The organism is Stutzerimonas chloritidismutans (genome assembly GCF_051486945.1).
Lineage (GTDB): Bacteria > Pseudomonadota > Gammaproteobacteria > Pseudomonadales > Pseudomonadaceae > Stutzerimonas > Stutzerimonas chloritidismutans_B.
The window spans coordinates 533,502-552,890 of sequence record NZ_JAHVDX010000004.1; the positions used below are offsets into that span (position 1 = coordinate 533,502).

Annotated in this window: 15 protein-coding genes and 2 pseudogenes; 8 read left to right on the forward strand and 9 right to left on the reverse strand. The window is 63.7% G+C overall.

Annotation, left to right across the window (positions count from 1 at the left end; all coding sequences use genetic code 11):
* Positions 1-2 precede the first annotated feature (2 nt).
* Complete coding sequence (locus KXR72_RS17850) at positions 3-359, reverse strand: YciI family protein (RefSeq protein ID WP_437422426.1); 357 nt, start codon at positions 357-359, stop codon at positions 3-5.
* 81 nt (positions 360-440) lie between these two features.
* Positions 441-902, reverse strand: a complete 462-nt coding sequence (locus KXR72_RS17855) for a YybH family protein (protein ID WP_437422427.1) — start codon at positions 900-902, stop codon at positions 441-443.
* A 249-nt stretch (positions 903-1,151) separates the two neighbouring features.
* Here KXR72_RS17855 and KXR72_RS17860 point away from each other — a divergent pair, with 249 nt between their 5' ends.
* The 4 genes from KXR72_RS17860 to KXR72_RS17875 all read left to right on the forward strand — a co-directional run bounded on the left by KXR72_RS17860 (position 1,152) and on the right by KXR72_RS17875 (position 5,929).
* Positions 1,152-3,359 carry a TonB-dependent receptor gene (locus KXR72_RS17860; protein ID WP_437422428.1) on the forward strand — a complete coding sequence of 736 codons (2,208 nt, stop codon included), beginning with the start codon at positions 1,152-1,154 and terminating at the stop codon, positions 3,357-3,359.
* Entirely contained in the window at positions 3,359-4,486 is a 1,128-nt protein-coding gene (locus KXR72_RS17865; protein WP_437422429.1) for a PepSY-associated TM helix domain-containing protein, read from the forward strand. The genes KXR72_RS17860 and KXR72_RS17865 overlap by 1 nt, the downstream gene beginning before the upstream one ends.
* Complete coding sequence (locus KXR72_RS17870; RefSeq protein ID WP_437422430.1) at positions 4,483-4,680, forward strand: hypothetical protein; 198 nt, start codon at positions 4,483-4,485, stop codon at positions 4,678-4,680. Before KXR72_RS17865 ends, KXR72_RS17870 begins: the two co-directional genes overlap by 4 nt.
* Before the next feature lie 67 nt (positions 4,681-4,747).
* Entirely contained in the window at positions 4,748-5,929 is a 1,182-nt protein-coding gene (locus KXR72_RS17875) for a lactonase family protein (protein ID WP_437422431.1), read from the forward strand.
* Positions 5,930-5,941: 12 nt separating this feature from the next.
* Here KXR72_RS17875 and KXR72_RS17880 read toward each other — a convergent pair.
* Positions 5,942-6,550 (reverse strand): annotated as a pseudogene (locus KXR72_RS17880) (hypothetical protein); the annotation flags it as partial.
* Between KXR72_RS17880 and KXR72_RS17885 the strand changes: the two are divergent.
* A pseudogene (locus tag KXR72_RS17885) lies at positions 6,548-8,581 on the forward strand (flagellar biosynthesis protein FlhA); the annotation flags it as partial. The pseudogenes KXR72_RS17880 and KXR72_RS17885 sit on opposite strands and share 3 nt — an antisense overlap.
* Before the next feature lie 789 nt (positions 8,582-9,370).
* Here the strand turns inward: KXR72_RS17885 and KXR72_RS17890 are convergent.
* Complete coding sequence (locus tag KXR72_RS17890) at positions 9,371-9,949, reverse strand: dienelactone hydrolase family protein (protein ID WP_437422432.1); 579 nt, start codon at positions 9,947-9,949, stop codon at positions 9,371-9,373.
* 370 nt (positions 9,950-10,319) lie between these two features.
* Here KXR72_RS17890 and KXR72_RS17895 point away from each other — a divergent pair, with 370 nt between their 5' ends.
* A complete protein-coding gene (locus tag KXR72_RS17895; protein WP_437422433.1) occupies positions 10,320-11,636 on the forward strand; it encodes an MFS transporter in 1,317 nt (438 codons plus the stop codon).
* Here KXR72_RS17895 and KXR72_RS17900 read toward each other — a convergent pair whose 3' ends face one another.
* Both KXR72_RS17900 and KXR72_RS17905 read right to left on the reverse strand, forming a co-directional pair.
* Entirely contained in the window at positions 11,637-11,969 is a 333-nt protein-coding gene (locus KXR72_RS17900; RefSeq protein ID WP_437422434.1) for a PilZ domain-containing protein, read from the reverse strand.
* 144 nt (positions 11,970-12,113) lie between these two features.
* Positions 12,114-12,332, reverse strand: a complete 219-nt coding sequence (locus KXR72_RS17905; protein WP_437422435.1) for a hypothetical protein — start codon at positions 12,330-12,332, stop codon at positions 12,114-12,116.
* A 189-nt stretch (positions 12,333-12,521) separates the two neighbouring features.
* Here KXR72_RS17905 and KXR72_RS17910 point away from each other — a divergent pair, with 189 nt between their 5' ends.
* Together KXR72_RS17910 and KXR72_RS17915 are read left to right on the forward strand one after the other, a co-directional pair.
* On the forward strand, positions 12,522-13,973 hold the full coding sequence (locus KXR72_RS17910; RefSeq protein ID WP_437422436.1) for an iron-containing redox enzyme family protein: 1,452 nt from the start codon (positions 12,522-12,524) through the stop codon (positions 13,971-13,973).
* Between the two features lie 23 nt (positions 13,974-13,996).
* A complete protein-coding gene (locus tag KXR72_RS17915) occupies positions 13,997-14,944 on the forward strand; it encodes a methyltransferase (RefSeq protein ID WP_437422437.1) in 948 nt (315 codons plus the stop codon).
* 156 nt (positions 14,945-15,100) lie between these two features.
* Here the strand turns inward: KXR72_RS17915 and KXR72_RS17920 are convergent, their stop codons facing one another.
* The 3 genes from KXR72_RS17920 to KXR72_RS17930 form a co-directional block, all read right to left on the reverse strand.
* Positions 15,101-16,033: an AEC family transporter gene (locus KXR72_RS17920; RefSeq protein ID WP_437422438.1), complete on the reverse strand. Its 933-nt coding sequence runs from the start codon at positions 16,031-16,033 to the stop codon at positions 15,101-15,103.
* A gap of 1,290 nt (positions 16,034-17,323) precedes the next feature.
* Positions 17,324-17,848: a transcriptional regulator gene (locus KXR72_RS17925; protein WP_217475525.1), complete on the reverse strand. Its 525-nt coding sequence runs from the start codon at positions 17,846-17,848 to the stop codon at positions 17,324-17,326.
* A gap of 73 nt (positions 17,849-17,921) precedes the next feature.
* Entirely contained in the window at positions 17,922-19,094 is a 1,173-nt protein-coding gene (locus KXR72_RS17930) for a zinc-dependent alcohol dehydrogenase (RefSeq protein WP_437422439.1), read from the reverse strand.
* Positions 19,095-19,389: the final 295 nt, after the last annotated feature.

Consider the following 19,389-nt stretch of genomic DNA (forward strand, 5'->3'; position numbering starts at 1 on the left):
CCCTAACGCTGCGGCAGCTGACGCAGCGGGCGCACCTCGATGCTGCCAAATGCTGCGGGCGGCAAGGTCGCGGCGATTTCGGCGGCTTCGTCCGCATCTTCCGCCTGGATCAGGTAGAAGCCTGCCAGCTGTTCGCGCGTTTCAGCGAAAGGCCCGTCAACGACTGACGCTGCACCGTCGCGCACCCTGACCGTGCGCGCCGTGCGTACCGATTGCAACGGCTCTCCGGCCAGCATGTGGCCGCTGGCGCGCAGCCGCTCGCCGCACGCCAGGCACCGCTCGACCAGCGCATGCCACTGCTCGTCGGTCATGGTCTCGACGTGCTGTTCGTCGTAATAGATGAGGCACAGGTAGTTCATGGGCGGGCTCCGTCTGCCGCTGACGCAGCAACGCTAGCAGCCCGCCACGTACCCTGCCTTGCCAGGCGACGAACGCATCCGCTACGCCTGCCCCTGTTGCTGCGCCGGCGCCTCGCTGAAACTGACCTGCCCAGTTTCCATGTCGAACGGCATGGAGAAATGCTCATGCACGACCCGCCACTCGCCATCCTGCCGGCGCCAAACCCGGCTGCCGCGCATCCAGGCGGTCTGCAGCTGACCTTGTTCGTTGGTACCCCCGCAATGGTTGAGCATGCGGCTGTAGGCGAGGTCGCCGCCGACCTCGATGTGCAAGTCATGCACCTCAAAAAAGCCCTCGCCTTGGCAGAACTCGAAACAGCGCTTCCAGTGGGCGTGGTACTCGGGCACACCGCTGAATTGCAGTGCGCCGACCGCATCGAAGGCGACCACGTCTGGTGCGTACTGGGCCATGATCCGGTCCAGATCCTTGGCCTTGATGGCAGCCTCGAACTCGTTGTGCAGTTGGCGAATGCGGGCTTCGTCCGGGTGGATGGCATTTGGCATGGTGGTTTCTCCTGTCATGTGGGTTTCGCATGAACTGGTCGTCCGGCAGCAAGCCAGATCGACAACCGCCCTCATGTGTTTCCGAATATGACGACCAACGGCATAGTCGCGACCATTCGGCGCAGGATGATGCAACTTAGGTTGCGAATTGTTCGCATTGAAATATGATAGTGGCCCTCAGATAGCATGCCGTTTCGTCGGCCTCTGCTCCGTGATCCACCCATTGCCTCCATGCCGGTCAGGTCTCCCATGCCCACTCTTCGCTTCGCACGCAAAACCGCCCTGCTGCCCGTTTGCCTTGCGGCCAGCTTCACTGGCACGCCGTTGATGGCGCAGGAACAAATCGAGCGCCAGCCCCAGGCGGCGACCACCGAGCCGGTGGAACTGCAATCGGTCGAGATCACAGCTAGCGCCGACGCCTCTGCTGAAGGCCTGACTCAACCTTACGCAGGCGAACAAGTTGCCCGGGGCGGCCGGGTGGGCATCCTGGGCAATCGCGACTACATGGAAACGCCGTTCACCTCTACGTCCTACACCTCGCAGCTGATTCAGGATCAGCAGGCGCGCAGCGTGTCGGATATCGTGCAGAACGATCCTTCGGTCCGTGTCGCGCGAGGCTTCGGCAACATGCAGGAGCTTTATGTCGTGCGCGGCTTCCCGTTGTACTCGGACGACATTTCCTACAACGGACTGTATGGCCTGTTGCCTCGACAGTACGTTGCCGCCGAATTTATCGAGCGAGCCGAAGTATTCCGGGGTGCGAGCGCCTTTCTTAACGGCGCGGCACCAGGCGGTACCGGCCTTGGCGGCGCTATCAACCTGCTGCCCAAGCGCGCTACGAACGAGCCGCTAACGCGAATGACCGTTGGTGCCAGCAGCGGAGGCCAGGGCACAGTCGCGGCGGACGTGGGCCGCCGCTTCGGCGAGGAAAACCAGTTCGGCTTTCGTCTCAACGCCGCCAAACGCGCTGGCGAAACTGGTGTCGACGACGAGGACCAAACGCTGGACATGTTCGCGCTGGGCCTGGATTACCAGGGTGATCGCCTGCGTCTGTCGGCGGACATTGGTCACCAGTACCACTTCATCGATGAACCACGCCCGAGCGTGACACCGAACGGTGGCCTGCCCAGCGCGCCAGATGCTGACGATAACTTTGCGCAGTCCTGGACCTATTCGAAAGAGAAGCAGACCTTTGGCACCTTTCGCGCCGAATACGATTTCGCCGACGCCGTGACTGGCTGGCTGGCCGCCGGTTTGCGTGAGGGTGAGGAACAAAATCGCCTTGCCAATCCACGGGCCACAGCCATTGGCACAACCTCCGCTTCGCGCTTCGACAATTACCGCGAAGACAGCGTATTCACCAGCGAAGCCGGCTTGCGCGTGCGCCTGCAGACAGGCGCAGTCTCGCATCAGCTCGTGACTTCGGCGGCAATGTACGACTCGCGGGAAAAGGGGGCAAATCAGTTTTACGCCCCGGTGGTCGGTAACCTTTACAACCCGTTCGACGCGGTGCTGCCCACCACTGTTACCTACGATGGTGGAGACCTCTCTGATCCGCATGTAACAGAGCGCATCCGTACGAAAAGCCTCGCTTTAGCCGACACGCTGGGCTTCATGGATGACCGCCTTCTGGTCACGCTTGGTGCGCGCTGGCAGGGCATCGAAACGAAGAGCTATTCCTCGCAGACCGGTAACCGCAGTGGCCAGTACGATGACCACGAAGTCACCCCCGTCGCGGGCGTTGTATACATGCTGACCGACGAGCTTTCGGTGTACGCGAACTACATCGAAGGATTGACCAAGGGTGAAACCGCCCCGGCAACATCCAACGGGCTGCCAGTGCTCAATGATGATGCGATCCTGGCGCCCTATGTCGCCAAGCAGACCGAGGTCGGCCTCAAATACGACGGCGGTAACCTGGGTGGCAGCATTGCGGTATTCAATACCAAACGGCCTTTCGGCATCGTTGAAAACCAGCTGTTCCGCGAGGGCGGAGAGCAACGCAACCGTGGCATCGAGCTGTCGGTCTTCGGCGAGCCCGCCCATGGGATACGTCTGCTAGGCGGCCTGACCCTGCTGGATGCCGAACAGAAGAAGACCCTCAACGGCGCAAACGATGGCAACGATGCCATCGGCGTTCCTAAGGTACAGGCCAATGTCGGTGGCGAATGGGATGTGCCCGGCATGCAGGGGCTGACCCTGACCAGCCTGGTGGTGCATACCGGCAAGCAGTACGCCAGCGCCAGCAATGACCTGCGCTTGCCCTCCTGGACTCGCCTGGACCTCGGCGCTCGTTACCGTATGACCATCGACGACCGGGACGTGGTCCTGCGGGCTCGTCTGGACAACGCCACCGGCCGCGATTACTGGGCCTCCGCTGGCGGCTATCCGGGCTCGAACTACCTCGTCCTCGGCGCGCCCCGCACCCTCACGGTTAGCGCCACGGTCGACTTCTGATGCAGGCAGCAACGCTTCGGCGCTGGGGCTGGGTCCACAAGTGGTCCAGCCTCGTCTGCACGCTGTTCATCCTGATGCTGTGCCTGACCGGCCTGCCGCTAGTCTTCTCGCATGAAATCGAGCACCTGGCCGGCGACGAGATCGAAGCGCCGGCCATGCCCGAAGGAGCTCCCCGCGCGCCGGTCGACCAGGTGGCGGCGCAGGCGGTGGCGGCCTATCCGGGGCTGGTGCCGCTGTACTTCTTCGCCGAGGAAGACGAGCCCGACCTCTGGTACGTGAAGCTCGACACCCGTGTCGATACCGACGAAAGCGAGTCGACCCTGATCCTTTCCGATGCGCGCACCGGCGGGGTGCTCGGTGCACCGAACTTCGACGAAGGCTTCATGAGCGTCATGTATCGCCTGCACGTGGACCTGTACGCCGGCCTGCCCGGCAAGCTGTTCCTCGGCTTGATGGGCCTGCTGTTGATGATCGCGATCATATCCGGCGTGGTGCTCTACGCGCCCTTCATGCGTAAGCTGCGCTTCGGTGAAGTGCGCCAGGAGCGCGCCGCACGCACGCGCTGGCTGGACCTGCACAACCTGCTTGGCATCGTCACCCTGGTATGGGCGCTGGCAGTAGGTTTCACTGGCGTGATCAACACCTGGGCTGATCTGATCTTCAAAGGTTGGCAGGCCGAGCAGGTCGCGGCGCTGCAGGCCGGCGAGACGCGCGTGCTGCTCGCTGCCGAGGCCGAGGGCGCACCCGCCGTGGACGGCACACTGCAGGCGTCAGTCGATCGCGCATTGGCCGCTGCACCCGGCATGGCGGTATCGATGATCGCCTACCCCGGCACCCTGCGCGCCACGCCCGAGCACATCGCCGTGATCCTGCGCGGCGACACGCCGCTCACTTCGCGCCTGACCCAGGCCCTATTGGTCGATCCCGCCACGGGCGACGTGCTGGAAGCCAGCGCCCGCCCTTGGTACGTCACCGCGCTGCAGCTGTCCGAACCGCTGCACTTTGGTGACTACGGGGGATTACCGCTCAAGGTGCTCTGGGGATTGCTCGACATCCTCACCATCATCGTGCTCGGCAGCGGCCTGTACCTATGGCTCAAGCGCGGCGTTACGGAGCGGCAGCCATGATGCGTATCTGGTTCTGGCCGTTGGTGATCGCCACGCTTTCGCTCTTCGGGCTGATTGCCGGGCTGGTATCCGACGGGTTGGGCGACTGGCTGAGCTGGTTCGCCCTGGCCGTACCGGTGGCGATTTCGCTGCACGGGTTGCACCGCCGCAAAGCGCTGGGCCAGCGTGCGCTAAAGGTACGAACGCAGGGCTGAAGGGCAACGCGTGGAGCGTTGCGGCGCGGCTGCGGTCATAGCCTCACGCACGTTCGGGAGATCCGCCATGCGCCACCTCATCACTGCCCTGCGCCACAGTGCCCTCCTCGGCGCGCTGGCGTTCAGCGCCTCGGGAGTAGCGGCACCCATGTACCAGTTTCTAGTCGGCAGTTACACCAGCGAAGAGGATGATCGCGGCATCTACCGCATGCAATTCGACGCTGGCAGCGGCCAGATCGAACCGCAGCCCTTGCAGGTCATCCGTAGCCACAACCCCTCGTGGCTGACGTTGGATCTCAACCGCAACCGGCTCTACGCCACCAACGAGAACGGGCCGGGGCAGCCCGACCCCGTAGGCCGGGTCAGTGCTTTCATGATTGCGGTGAACAGCGGCAGGCTGTCGCCACTGGCGCAGCAGGTCAGCCTGGGCGACGAGCCCACCCATTTGAGCCAAAGCCGCGACGGCCGCTATCTGTTCGTCTCCAACTATGGCTCGCGGCCAAACCCTGGTGGCAGCCTGGCGGTAATGCCAACGGCGAACGACGGCACCCTGGCGCCCGTCACGCAGATTGCCGCGCACAAGGCCAGCGAAGTACACCCGGAGCGCCAGCAGGGCCCGCACGTGCATTCGGCTGTGATGTCGCCCAATGGCAAGACGCTCTTCGTCAGCGATCTGGGTGCAGACAAGATATTCGCTTACCGCTACGACCCAGCCAACGCCGAGCGACCGCTCTCCCCCGCCGACCCCGCATTCATCGCCCTGCCCGGCGGCAGCGGCCCACGCCATCTGGTGTTCAGTCCGGACGGGCTGCAGGCTTACGCCACACTGGAGCTGAGCGCCCAGGTCGCGCGCTTCGATCATGTCGATGGCACCCTGGTGCAGCGCCAACTCGTCAGCCTGGCCGAAAATGGCGATGTGTCCAAACATTCACCTGGCGCCATTCACCCTTCACCAGACGGCCGCTTCCTCTACGTCAGCGACCGCGCCGAGACCAACCGCATCGTGGTGTATGCAATCGAGGAAGCCGGCATGTTGCGCGAGATTCAGCAGCGCAGCAGCGAAGGCCGCGAGCCGCGGGAGTTCGCCATCGACCCGAGCGGCCAGTTCATGATCGTTGCCAATCAGAAGAGTGACGGACTGGTTGTACTGGCGCGGGACCCCGACAGCGGCAAGCTCGGCGATACCGTGCAAACGCTGCCGCTGGGGCGGCCTTCGGATGTGAAATTCATCGATCGCGGCGAGCCGTGAGGGGGCGGCTCGTCAGGACAGCAGGCTGACCACCGCGAAGCGGCTGATGGTCGCCTGGGCGACGACCGTCTGGGTGACCGCAGCGTAGCTCGATGGGCTGCGCTGCATCAGGTTGAACACCGAGCGCGAGAAATCCATGGCCCACTGCTTCTCGTCGACATGCGCCTGGCGGGCGAGGAATTCGCGGATTTCCTGCTGGCGGTTGCTCAGCTGTTCGCGCAGCGTGGTGACCTTGTCGAGCCCGGCCACCACCGAATCGAGCAGACGGCGCAGCTCGCGGAAGGAATCGAGCTGCAGTTCATCGGGGAAGCTCAGCAGCTGGTCGTCCTCGCTCTGCACGCGAACGTACCGGCCTTTGTCGAACAGCTTGCCTTCGCCCTGTACCGCCAGCTGGCCCTTGAGTGTCTGCCAGTCGCCTTCGCGGGCGGAAAATTTCAGCGCACCGTTCTGGTCCAGCTCGGCGCGAATCCCGGCCTGACCCAGGCTGCCGTTGAAGCGGCGCAGGATCTGCTCGTCGGTCATCTCGTCGTCGAGCACCACGGCCACCGGTTCGGCCAGCTGACGGCCACCGCTGAACAGCAGCGTCTCGCGGCCCGACTGGCGAATCTTTTCCAGCGACTCCTGTCGATCCTGGCGATGATCATCCTGCCGCTGCCGCCGCAGCTGCTGGACGTGCTGTTCACCTTCAACATCGCCATGTCGATCCTGGTGCTGCTGGTCAGCGTGTCGTCGAAAAGTCCGCTGGATTTCTCGCTGTTCCCCACGGTGATCCTGATCACCACGCTGATGCGCCTGACGCTCAACGTCGCCTCGACGCGCGTGGTGCTGCTCGAGGGTCATACCGGTACTGGCGCGGCGGGCAAGGTGATCGAGGCCTTCGGCGAAGTGGTCATCGGCGGCAACTTCATCGTCGGCCTGGTGGTGTTCGTGATCCTGATGATCATCAACTTCATCGTCATCACCAAGGGCGGTGAGCGGATCTCGGAAGTGACCGCGCGCTTCACCCTGGACGCCCTGCCGGGCAAGCAGATGGCCATCGATGCCGACCTCAACGCCGGCCTCGTCACGCAGGAAGAAGCCAAGGCGCGGCGCCAGGAAGTGGCCAAGGAAGCCGACTTCTACGGGGCCATGGACGGTGCCTCGAAGTTCGTCCGCGGCGACGCCATCGCCGGCATCCTGATCCTCCTGATCAACCTGTTCGGCGGTTTCGCCATCGGCGTGTTCGCCCACGACCTGGCGGCTGGCGAAGCCTTCAAGCAGTACGCCCTGCTCACCATCGGCGACGGCCTCGTCGCGCAGATTCCGGCGCTGCTCTTGTCCACCGCGGCAGCGATCATCGTCACGCGGATCAACGAATCCAGCGACATCACCAGCCAGGTGCAGCGCCAGCTGCTGGCCAACCCGGCCTCGCTGTACACCGTGGCCGGTATCCTCTTCGTGCTCGGCCTGGTGCCGGGCATGCCGCACCTGGCCTTTATCGGCTTTGCCGCGCTGATCGGTTTCATCGGCTGGCGGGTGTCGCTGCACGAGCCGCCGGCTGCCGGAGCGGATCTCAAGGAGATCCAGCAGCTCGGCCAGGCGATGGACAAGGAAAAGGCCCAGACGCTGGCCTGGGAAGACATTCCGCTGGTCGAGCGTTTGTCGATTTCGCTGGGCTACAAGCTGGTCGGGCTGGTCAACGAAGCCTCGGGCGCGCCGCTGCCGGCACGGGTGCGCGGCGTGCGCCAGACGCTCTCCGAGCACCTGGGCTTCCTGCTGCCGGAAGTGCAGATCCGCGACAGCTTGCGGCTCAAGGCTTCGCAATATGACATCTACATCAATGGCGAGAAGATCGACGGCGCCGAGCTGCATGCCGACCGCCTGATGGCGATCCCCTCGCCGGAGCTGTACGGCGAGATCGACGGCATCCTTGGCACCGATCCGGCGTACCGCATGCAGGTGGTCTGGATTCAGCCGACGGACAAGTCGCGGGCGCTGAACCTCGGCTATCAGGTGATCGACTGCGCCAGCGTGGTCGCCACCCACCTGAACAAGGTGGTGCGGGAGCACCTGCCGGACCTGTTCAAGCACGACGACGTCGAGCACCTGATGCAACGCCTGACGCTGCAGGCGCCAAAGCTGGCCGAAAGCCTGAAGGGCGCGCTGAGCTACACCCAGCAGATGCGCGTGTACCGTCAGCTGCTGCAGGAGGAGGTGCCGCTGCGCGACATCGAAACCATCGCCAGCACCCTGCTCGAATGCAGCGAAACCACCAAGGACCCGGTGCTGCTGGCGGCTGATGTACGTTATGCCCTGCGCCGTAGCATCGTTTCGATGATTGCCGGTGATCGTCGCGAACTGGCGGTCTTCGTGCTGGAAAACGCACTGGAAAACACCCTGCTCAATGCCCTCGCGATTGCCCAGCAGGCCGGCCAGGTGAGCCTGGACAACATCCCGGTGGAGCCGAGCCTGCTCAACCAGCTGCAGAACAGCATGCCGGTGGTGAAGGAAAAGCTGCGCAAGGACGGCCACCCGCCGATCCTGACCGTGATGCCACAGCTGCGCCCGCTGCTGTCGCGTTACGCACGGGTGTTCAGCCCAGGGCTGCACGTACTGTCGCAGAACGAGATTCCGGATCGGGTCGGGGTGAACATACTCGGGACGCTGGGTTGATCAGCCACGGCTCTGGCCGGCTGGCGGCGATCCCCGCGACTCGGGAGCCTGGGGGATCGCCAGCAAGCTGGCTCCTACAGGTTCGGAGTTCGCCCCGGAGCGGGCTGCTCCTGTAGGAGCGAGCTTGCTCGCAAAAGATCAGGTCGACGATGCCGCAGCCGCGCCCGATGCAGTCGTTCGACCCGCGAGATTTCCCGGTTCGCCAGCAAGCTGGCTCCTACAGGTGCGGAGTTCGCCCCGGAGCGGGCTGCTTCTGTAGGAGCGAGCTTGCTCGCGAAAGATCAGGGCGACGATGCCGCAACCGCGCCCGTTGCAGTCGTTCGACCCGCGAGAATTCCCGGTTCGCCAGCAAGCCGGCTCCTACAGGTGCGAAGTTCGCCCCGGGGCGGGCTGCTCCTGTAGGAGCGAGCTTGCTCGCGAAAGATCAGGTAGACGATGCCGCAGCCGTGCCCGCTGCAGTGTTTCGCCCCCCGGTTTCCCGGTTCGCCAGCAAGCTGGCTCCTACAAGTTCGGAGTTCGCCCCCGAGCGGGCTGCTCCTGTAGGAGCGAGCTTGCTCGCGAAAGATCAGGTCGACGATGCCGCAGCCACGCTCGATGCAGTCGTTCGACCCGCGAAATTTCCCGGTTCGCCAGCAAGCTGGCTCCTACAGGTACGGAGTTCGCCGCCGGAGCGGGCTGCTCTTGTAGGAGCGAGCTTGCTCGCGATCACGGGCCCTTCGTAGCCGCAGGTCGCAAAGCAGGGCTCGATCTTGCAGCGCCTACGGGGCGATCCCTAGCCATCTGGACTGCTCAAAGATTCTCCGCCAGGAACACCAGGCTCCGCCCATGCGCCAGCGCCGCGGCATTCTGGCTGTAGGCTGGCCGCGCCCAGCAGTTGAATCCATGGTCGACGCCCGGGTAAGTCTCGATCTGGGCCCCACCGACCTGCGCCATCTTTTCCTGCAAGGCCGCGACTGCGTCGCTGTCGATGTGGTCATCTTCTTCGGCGAAGTGGAACAGCGTCGGGCACTTGATCTTCTCCGCCTGATCCAGACGCTTCTCGATGCTGCCGGGGTAGTAGCAGATCGCAGCATCGACGCCTGGGTGGGACGCCAGCAGATAAGACAGCACACCGCCCATGCAGTAGCCCACCGAGGCTACGCGCCCACTGCAGTCGTCGCGTTCGCGCAGCAGCTCGGCGCTGCGGCGCAGATCGTCAATGGCAAGCTCGAAGTCCAGCGCCTTCATCAAAGCAAAGGCCCGCTCCCAGTCGTCGCCGTCATAACCGAGCTGCACGCCCGGCTCGCTGCGCCAGAACAGATCCGGCGCCAGGACGACATAACCATCGGACGCGTACTGGTCGGCGACCGACTGGATATGGTCGTTCACCCCGAAAATTTCCTGAATCAGCACGATGCCAGGGCCGTGGCCGGCGGCGGCAGAGCCAGGTAGCCCTTGAAGGATTTGCCGTCTTGCGCGGGAATGTCGATCCACTGTGAAGTCATGCCTGTCTCCGTTGAGTTGCGAGTTGCCGGACAATTTCAGGCGCACCGAAGAGCACCGGTCGAACAGGTGCGACCGGGGCAATGGGGTTCGAGTTCGCGCCGGTCTGCCAGTAAAGCCACGCACGCCTGTCATTGCGCTGAGCGCGACACGGGACATTCCGCTGCACGTCTCGGGTCAGAGGTTCTGACTCAGCCACCCGGCTCCATTACTATGCCGAGCTGCCTTCGACACATGACAGACACGGAGACAACCAATGCCCCAGGCGCCCGCGCCCGATGCCCAGGCCACTCACGGCGAGCCGAACGACCCGCGTCTCTATCGCAAGATTGCCTGGCGGCTGATCCCGTTTCTCTGCTTCTGTTACCTGGCGGCGTACCTCGACCGTATCAATGTCGGCTTCGCCAAGTTGCAGATGGCCGATCAGTTGCAGCTCAGCGAAGCGGCATTCGGTCTCGGGGCGGGCCTGTTTTTCGTCGGGTACATTCTCTTCGAAGTGCCCAGCAACCTGATCCTCAAGCGCGTCGGTGCGCGGGTCTGGATCGCGCGGATCATGATCACCTGGGGTGTGCTGTCGGCCTGCACCATGCTGGTCACCACGCCCGGGCAGTTCTACCTGGTGCGCTTCCTGCTCGGCGTCGCTGAGGCGGGCTTCCTCCCTGGCGCGCTTTATTACCTGACGTTGTGGTTTCCGACCTACCGGCGAGGGCGAATGATCGCGCTGTTCATGATCGGCCTGCCGTTGTCGAGCGTCATCGGCGCGCCGCTATCCGGCTGGATTCTCGATCATTTCGACCAGATTCAGGGGCTACGCGGCTGGCAATGGTTGTTCCTGCTCGAAGGCATTCCCAGCGTACTGCTTGGGCTGTTGGCGCTGCGGATGCTGCCCGAGGGACCCAAGCAAGCCAGCTGGCTGGATGTTACCGAGCAAGGGCAGGTGCTGCGCGACCTGACGCTGGACGAGGCACAGAGCCCGGCCAGCGGCGACAGCTTTCGCCAGGGCTTCTTCAACCTGAAGGTCTGGATGCTCGGTGGCATCGATTTCGCCATTCTGCTGAGCGCATACGCGATGGGGTTCTGGATGCCGACCTTCATCCGCAATGCGGGCGTCAGTGATGTCACGGTCATCGGATTGCTCACGGCAGTGCCGAGCGTCGCTGCGGTCATTGGCATGCTGGGGCTAGGCGCCAGTTCAGACCATTTCCGCGAGCGGCGCTGGCACATCATCCTGCCGTTCTGGATCGGCGCCGCCGCACTTGCCACCAGTACGGCCTATACGGACAACGTGCTGATCACGGTCCTGCTGTTCTCAATCGCACAGGCGGCGATCATCGGTGCGGTGCCCGTATTCTTCAGCCTGCCGGCGACCTTCCTCACCGGCACGGCTGCAGCGACCGGCTTCGCCCTGGCGTGCTCGCTGGCCAATATTGCAGGGCTGGTCAGCAACACGGTGATCGGGGTGACGCTGCAGCTGACCGGCAAGAGCGGCAGCGCCTTGCTGTTCTTCGCCGCTTGCCTGCTGCTCGGTTCGTTGCTGGTAGCCGCATTGCCGGCCCGGGTGGTCAATCGCTGATCAACGCCGCTTGGGCAGCAACCGTCCGACCAGGTCGATGAAGGCCGCGCTGGGCCGGTCCAGCGAAAAGCCCATCTCGAAGGCATCGCGACGGGAATCCTTGCGCACCCACTGGCAGATCACGACCACCTCGACCTCACGCAACCGCTCGCCTTGGTCCGGCACGTGCAGCACCATTTCATAGCAGCCACTCATGCCCAGCGGCTGCTTGGCGACCAGCCGCAACCCACCCATGGACAGGTCTGCCACGTAGCCCATCGGATCCCCACTGAGGCGATTGGTGACCAGGATGCGGCTGAGGTGACGAAAGCTGAGGCGGGTATGTTGGCGCATGGCGGGCTCTGCGGTCTCGTTCGGCGGCCCTGACGCATGACGAGCCAGGCGCCGTAGGACGATGTACGTAGAGCCAGCAAGCGACCATCGATAGGATTTTCTTAAGCCCGGACGCCATTTTTTTTCGCCGCCCGGGCCGCTGGACTAGTGCCGGGGTTTATCGCTGCCGCGCGCCGGGTCGTCGCTGACCTCCTCGGTCATGTCCGACGGCACGTTGTAGGCGCCACCCGGCACGTCGTCGCGATCGCCTCCGGCCGCCTCGCCGTTACTGGTGCGGCCGTTGCTGCGGGCCTGGTCGTCGCGCGCTGGGATGCGGTCTTCGAGAGTCTCCAGGTTCTGTTTGCCACGCTCGGATGGGTTCATTAGGACCTCCTGATGGGATGGGCTGGGCGATACGCGCCCTTGCAGTTAGGAAGACCGTCATGGGTAGAAGTTGCACGACGATCAGCCCCCGCTGATGACCGGCCATTCGGCAGGCGCGCTGAACTAATACCCAGCGGGCGGGGCCAAAAAAGTCATCTGGGGCCTCCCCTTCTGCCGCCGTGTGAACCTATGCAACTGACTCCAAGCCTCCCCGTCGATGCGCTGCTCGTGGCACCCGAGGCAAGGGCGCCTTCCAAGGAACTCTATTTCGCCCTGCTCGAGTCGCCTGCCAGCGAACAAATCCGCGCAAGCGCAGCGGAGTATCTCGAACTGCAATTGGGCAAGGCCGCCTCGCTACCCTGTGACCTGCCCGAACATCCGGCCGGGCTTGGCGAATGGCTCGAAGGGCATACCGCCAAGGTCGGCGCGCAGTACCAGCGTTATCTGGACGAGCGCCGCGCGGGCGGGCCACGCCGTTACTTCACCAGCAAGGCGCACGCGCTGCATTTCCTGCGGGGCGTGGCACCGACCAAGCTCGTCGACGGCGCCTGGCTTTATGGCCTGTTGCAGCGCTGGGACGACGCCCGCTTCACCTCACTGATCCAGACCTATCTGGAAGAGCTCGGCGAAGGCCAGCCAGACAAGAACCATGTCGTGCTCTACCGCAAGCTGCTCGCCAGCCAGGGATGTGATGACTGGCAAAGCCTCGAAGACGAGCATTTCGTTCAGGGTGCGATTCAGCTGGCGTTGGCGGAGCATGCCGAACGGTTCCTCCCGGAGGTGATCGGCTTCAATCTCGGCTACGAGCAGCTTCCGCTGCATCTGCTGATCAGTTCCTACGAGCTCACTGAGCTAGGCATCGACCCCTATTACTTCACCCTGCACGTGACAGTAGACAACGCCGATAACGGCCATGCGAAAAAGGCCGTACAGGGTTTGTTGTCTGCCTGGCCACAAGTGGCCGACAGCGAAGAATTCTATCGCCGGGTCGTCAACGGCTATCGACTCAACGATCTCGGCGCGAGCACGCTGTCGGTGATCGCCGATTTCGAACCCGAGCACGAAGTGATGCGGGTGTTGGAAAAGAAGGCGGCGGTCGGGCAGTTCGTCCACTCGGACTACTGCCGCTTCGACGGCCGCACGGTGAACGCCTGGCTCGCCGAACCGGCGCTGATTCCGCGCTTTCTCGACACGCTTCAACAGCGTGGCTGGATCAAACGCCACCAGGATCCGCAGCACAGCCGTTTCTGGCAGCTGATCACGGGCGAGCAGGCCCCGATGTTCGGCGTATTCAGCGCACACGAGCAGCAGCTTATCCACGACTGGATTGCAGGGGACTGGCTGGCCGAGCAGGCCCCGACGTCGGGCAAGCCGCACCCGGCCCTGGCGCAGCGCCAGGCTCAATTCAATAGCCGCCGACGCACGCCGGCCGAGCGCCCGAACAAGCCTGCGCTGGTCGCGGCCAAGGATCGGCCGAACAGCGACTTCGACACCGAGACCCAACTGCTCGAACAACAACTGGCGCAACTGCCAAGCCGCGAGGCACGCATGCATCACCTGGTGCCGCTGCTCGCGCCGACCCGCCACCACAGCGCGGCCGGGCTGCTGGCCACCCGCATCTTTACCGGATTGTTCAACTGATAGGCGAAAGCCAGGGAAGCACTATGACAACGGAAACCACTCAAGACCGCGCGTTGCTGCAGCTGGTCAATGCGCTGCGCGAACGCGGCTACCACTTCGTTACTCCGACGCCTCTGACGCACGAGCGAGTCAATCAACGCCCCGAGAACCAGCTCGCCAAGGATCTGCAGGGCGTCTTCGGCTGGAGCCGGCCGTTCCAGCATGAGCTGCTGCCACCGGCGATCTTCAGCCTCATGGACCAGGCTGGCGTCCTGGCACCCTGCGATTCCCACTGGCGTAGCCGCGTGCGGCTATCAAGCCTTGACGGCCAACTTTTCGTGCACTCGGCTTACCCGACCGACTCGCCGGACTCGGTTTTTTTCGGCCCCGATACCTATCGCTTCGCCAACGCAATCAGCGCGCATCTGAGCCATCACCCGGGCAACATCGCCCGCACGGTGGACATCGGCTGCGGCTCCGGCGCCGGTGCAATTCTCACCGCTCTGGCACGCCCGCAAGCAGAGGTGCTGGCTGTGGATATCAACCCGCTGGCGCTGCGCATGACCCGCACCAACGCCGCCCTGGCCGGAGCCGACAACTTGAGCACACGCCACAGCGACCTGCTCGATGATGTCGAAGGCGACTTCGATCTGATCCTGGCCAACCCGCCCTATCTGGTCGACCCGGGCGAGCGCGCCTATCGGCACGGCGGCGGCCCGCTTGGTGCGGGCCTGTCTCTGGCGATCGTCGACAGCGCGCTGCAACGTCTGGCGCCCTGCGGCACTCTGCTGCTGTATACGGGCGTTGCGATGAAGGGCAGCCAGGACCCGTTCCGTCGCGAGGTCGAGCAACGTCTCGAGGGGCGTGGGTTCGATTGGCGCTACCGGGAGGTGGATCCGGACGTGTTCGGCGAGGAATTACTTGAAGGTGCCTATACCGAGTGCGACCGCATCGCAGCGGTGGTGCTGGAAGTGACGCGGCCGGCGGGCTGAACGTTACCGCGTGGCAAACGCTTCGCGGTTTTCCACGGGGTGGCCATCCACCCTACGACCGGCCCAGGCGTAGGGTGGATAACGCCGCAGGCTTATCCACGCGTTCCAGACCTTTGATAGGGGCACCAGATCCGTAGGATGGGTGCAAGGCCACCTCTACACCGGCAACAGCACCAGGCACGCCGACAGGGTGACCAGCGAGCCGAGCGTCGAATACAGCACGACACGCGACACCCGCGAGCCCTCCCGCCCATAGAACTCGGCGAGCATGTAGGGGCCCGTCCCGGTAGGCAACGCACTCAGCAGCAGTGCCGAATAGGCCCATAGCAGCGGCAACTCGAAGATCTGAAACGCCAAATACCAGGTGATCAGCGGCTGCGCGATCAGCTTCAGACCTACCAGAGGCCAAACCCCCGCCACCCGCCCGCCTGGTTGCGGTTGCGCCAGGAACAACCCCAGCGAGACCAGCGCACAGGGCGCCGCCGCTGCGCCGAGCAGCTCCAGCAAAGTCGCCACCGCTACCGGCAATGTCGCCCCACTGGCCGCCCAAAGCCCACCCAGCATTGGCGCCACCACCAATGGGTTGCGCAGCAGCGCAAACGCTACCTTGCCGAGCGTACGGCTGAAGCCTTGGCCGCTGTGCAGGCCGGTTTCGACACAAGCCAGGGCGATGGCAAACAACACGCAGACCACTACGATCGAAGCCACCATGGCCGGCTGCAGCGCCTCGTCGCCCAACACCAGCATGCACAGCGGAATACCGATGTAACCCGTGTTGGCATAGGACGCGCCGAGTGCATCGAGGCTGGCATCGACCAGCGGCTGTTTCTGTAGCAGGCGATAACCCAGCGTAAAGGCGAACACCCCCAGGCAACCCACTGCGAACGCTGTAATAAAGCCGGGCTGCCACAACTGCGCCCATGTGGAGTTGGCCACCACGCTGAACAGCAGCGCCGGCAACCCCAGCCAGACCACGAACCGGTTGAGCTCGGAAGCCCCAGTCGGCCCCATGCGGCCGGTACGGCGGCAGATGAAACCCAGCAGGATCAAGGCAAAGACCGGGAGGACGACGTTGACGACGGCGGACATGGGTTCTCATCGGGTGGTGACCGCCAGGGGTGGCGGTGCGGGGCGGGCTGCAGACCTTAGCAAAAAATGGCCTGTCGCATTGTTCGGGGCGAGTTGCTTTTTCGAGCTATTAAGCGCGTAAAACCGATTGCCCCTGCATATTGCGCTGTCGTGGGAGCGGTCTTGACCGCGAAGCTTTTCGACTTTGAGTTCCGAGCCCAGGGCCCGATGGCGGAGCTGACTGGGGCATTGGTTTCGCCCTGCTGGGCGAGTCCCTTTTGGCAATTGCCCCAAAAGGAACCAAAAGGTCTTGCCCCGCCATCCGGCCCCGGCTGCGCCGGGGTTCGTTCGCTCCATCGCCGCTTCAGGGGCCGGCTTACAAGGGCCATCCATGGCCCTTTAAGCCTCTCGCCGCATCCATGCGGCTCGCTCCCTTACGCAACGATTGCGCTCACCCTCCTGATGGGGCGTTTTGTGTCGTCTGGCGATCTGTGCAAAGAAAACGGAGCAAAGGCGACAAAGCGACAAAGCGACAAAGCGACAAAGCGACAAAGCGACAAAGCGACAAAGCGACAAAGCGACAAAGCGACAAAGCGACAAACAAGTCTCGTGGGGCGGTGGGGCCGCGTGAGTGAACGTTATCAACGTGCAGCACAGGACATCTCGCATGCTACGTTTTTTGCTCTTCTTGTAAGCGCACGGCCCGGCAGACGACACCGAATCGCCCCTTTCAGGAGGCCGAGCGCAGGTGGCGTGGAAGGGGTTGAGCGGCATGGATGCCGCGAGAGCCGCGATGGGCCAGGGATGGCCCTTCGCGGCGGGCCCCTGGAACGTCACCGGAGCGAGGGAACCCCGGCGCAGCCGGGGCCGGATGCAGGGGCAAGCGTTTTTGCTTACTTTTTTCGCGACTGAAAAAAGTGAGTCGCCCAGCAGGGCGAAACCAATGCTCCAGCTAGCTCCGCCATCGGGCCCTAGGCTCGGAAGCCAAAAGCCCAAAAGCCCAAAAGCCCAAAAGCCCAAAAGCCCAAAAGCCCAAAAGCCCAAAAGCCCAAAAGCCCAAAAGCCCAAAAGCCCAAAAGCCCAAAAGCCCAAAAGCCCAAAAGCCCAAAAGCCCAAAAGCCCAAAACCCACAACAGCGCAATACGCAGAACTAAGGCTTTTTTGGTCCCTTTGGCAGACCGTCCATCCGGGCGACTGCCAAAAGAAACCCACCCAGCAGCGCGATACCAAGCCCTCAACCAACTCGGTAGTCACCCAGCGCGCAAAACCAACCCGCGCAACGCGTCCCGTCGGCGACAGCCGGAATGCCCCTTAATGCAACATCGTCGAGGGACTGTACCCATTCGGCTCAGCCCGCGCCGCGGCGAACTCCGCCTCGACCTTCCCCCGCATCGCTTGCGGATCCGCCGGGAAGCCGCTGCGGTCACTGTAGTCCCATTCGGTAACGTAATGACTCTCGGCGGCCAACCCCTTGGCGCAGCTGATATCCAGTGCCGTGATACCAGCCACCGCCCCCGCGGCAATGGCCGCGTTGACCTGCTCGGTGCCGTTTTCGATGCTCAGGCCCAGGCCGACCAGGTCGAGGGCATCGCCGCCGATGCGGCCGTATATCCAGGGTTTGGGATCGTCGGTGAGCAGGAGGCCGACGCCGGTGGCGATTTCCCGTGCGCCGCAGGCGCGGATCAGTCCCTCGTTGCCGGGTACGCCGAGGAAGCGGGCCAGCTTGCCGGGCATCAGCACCTCGGCCAGGCCCAGGCCGATGCTGAACCAGCCCAGCCCGCGGGCCAGGGTACGAGCGGAATGGTTGGGGCGGGTAACGCGATGTGGAACGCTCATTATTCAGTCCCTCCTTCGGGGCTCGGGGGAAGCAGATGACGACTCCCTGTACCAGGGAACCGCCACCCGGGCCTCAGGGTTTGAGAACGACCTTGATGCAGCCGTCATGCTTGTCGCGGAAGGTCTTGTACATCTCCGGACCCTGCTCGAGGCTGACGCTGTGGGTGATGACGAAGCTCGGGTCGATCTGGCCTTCCTGGATGCGCTTGAGCAGGTCGTCGGTCCAGCGATTGACGTGGGTCTGGCCCATGCGGAAGGTCAGGCCCTTGTTCATCGCCGCGCCGAACGGAATCTTGTCGATCAGCCCGCCGTAGACGCCGGGAATCGAGATGATTCCGGCCGGACGGCAGACGTAGATCATCTCGCGCAGCACGTGCGGGCGGTCGCTCTCGAGCATCAGCGCCTGCTTGGCGCGGTCGTACATCGAGTCGATGGAACGCGCCGCGTGAGCTTCCATACCCACCGAGTCGATGCACTTCTCCGGGCCCTTGCCGCGGGTCAGCTCTTTGAGCCGCTCGAGCACGCTCTCTTCATCGAAATTGATGGTGATGGCGCCGCCGGCGCGGGCCATCGACAGGCGCTCGGGCACGTTATCGATGCAGATGACCTGCTCGGCACCCATCATGATCGCGCTGCGGATGGCGAACTGGCCGACCGGTCCTGCGCCCCACACGGCAACCGTGTCGGTGGGCTGGATATCGCACTGCGCCGCGGCCTGCCAGCCGGTGGGCAGGATGTCGCCGAGGAACAGCACCTGCTCGTCAGTCATGCCATCTGGAACAACGACCGGACCGACATCGGCGTAGGGAACACGGACATATTCGGCCTGGCCGCCCGCATAGCCGCCGGTGAGATGGGTGTAGCCATAGAGGCCAGCGGTGGTGTGGCCGAAGACCTTGTCGGCCACGTCCTTGTTGCGGTTGGTACGTTCGCAAACGGAAAAATTACCGCGCCGGCATTGATCGCACTCGCCACAGACGATGGTGAAGGGCACCACCACGCGGTCGCCGACCTTGAGCTTCTTGTTCGCCGAGCCGACTTCCATCACCTCGCCCATGAACTCGTGACCCATGATGTCACCGTGCTGCATGCCGGGCATGAAACCGTCGTACAGGTGCAAGTCTGAGCCACAGATGGCGCAGGACGACACCTTGATGATGGCGTCGCGGGGGTCTTCTATCGACGGATCGGGTACGTGGTTGTCGCAGCGGATGTCGTGCTTACCGTGCCAGCGAAGGGCTCTCATTGGAAAAATCTCCTGCTTCGGTGTTCGAAAACGCCGCCGTGGTGGTTCTTCCTGATGACTTCGCCGCGCTGCGGCAGCTGCTCCTGACCCGACTGCTGCCATGCGGCAGGGTGTACGGCGTGCGTGCTATCAGATTTTTAGTAAGCACGATGTCGGCAGAGTTGCGGGAAATGACGGCCAAACGGGCGGATCGCCGACGGAATGACATACGCGGTTCGGTGCGGGGAGGCCTTATGCGGTCCGTTCGCCCATTGATCTAAGGCGCTCCACCGGGCTGATCGCACCGCCCTTGCTG

Excerpts from the sequence above, each read along its gene's own strand:
- KXR72_RS17875 (WP_437422431.1), top strand. The coding sequence starts at position 4,748 with ATGCGCCACCTCATCACTGCCCTGCGCCACAGTGCCCTCCTCGGCGCG.
- KXR72_RS17865 (WP_437422429.1), top strand. The coding sequence starts at position 3,359 with ATGCAGGCAGCAACGCTTCGGCGCTGGGGCTGGGTCCACAAGTGGTCC.
- KXR72_RS17900 (WP_437422434.1), bottom strand. The coding sequence starts at position 11,969 with ATGCGCCAACATACCCGCCTCAGCTTTCGTCACCTCAGCCGCATCCTG.
- KXR72_RS17855 (WP_437422427.1), bottom strand. The coding sequence starts at position 902 with ATGCCAAATGCCATCCACCCGGACGAAGCCCGCATTCGCCAACTGCAC.
- KXR72_RS17860 (WP_437422428.1), top strand. The coding sequence starts at position 1,152 with ATGCCCACTCTTCGCTTCGCACGCAAAACCGCCCTGCTGCCCGTTTGC.
- KXR72_RS17910 (WP_437422436.1), top strand. The coding sequence starts at position 12,522 with ATGCAACTGACTCCAAGCCTCCCCGTCGATGCGCTGCTCGTGGCACCC.
- KXR72_RS17870 (WP_437422430.1), top strand. The coding sequence starts at position 4,483 with ATGATGCGTATCTGGTTCTGGCCGTTGGTGATCGCCACGCTTTCGCTC.
- KXR72_RS17920 (WP_437422438.1), bottom strand. The coding sequence starts at position 16,033 with ATGTCCGCCGTCGTCAACGTCGTCCTCCCGGTCTTTGCCTTGATCCTG.
- KXR72_RS17850 (WP_437422426.1), bottom strand. The coding sequence starts at position 359 with ATGAACTACCTGTGCCTCATCTATTACGACGAACAGCACGTCGAGACC.
- KXR72_RS17930 (WP_437422439.1), bottom strand. The coding sequence starts at position 19,094 with ATGAGAGCCCTTCGCTGGCACGGTAAGCACGACATCCGCTGCGACAAC.
- KXR72_RS17895 (WP_437422433.1), top strand. The coding sequence starts at position 10,320 with ATGCCCCAGGCGCCCGCGCCCGATGCCCAGGCCACTCACGGCGAGCCG.
- KXR72_RS17915 (WP_437422437.1), top strand. The coding sequence starts at position 13,997 with ATGACAACGGAAACCACTCAAGACCGCGCGTTGCTGCAGCTGGTCAAT.
- KXR72_RS17925 (WP_217475525.1), bottom strand. The coding sequence starts at position 17,848 with ATGAGCGTTCCACATCGCGTTACCCGCCCCAACCATTCCGCTCGTACC.
- KXR72_RS17905 (WP_437422435.1), bottom strand. The coding sequence starts at position 12,332 with ATGAACCCATCCGAGCGTGGCAAACAGAACCTGGAGACTCTCGAAGAC.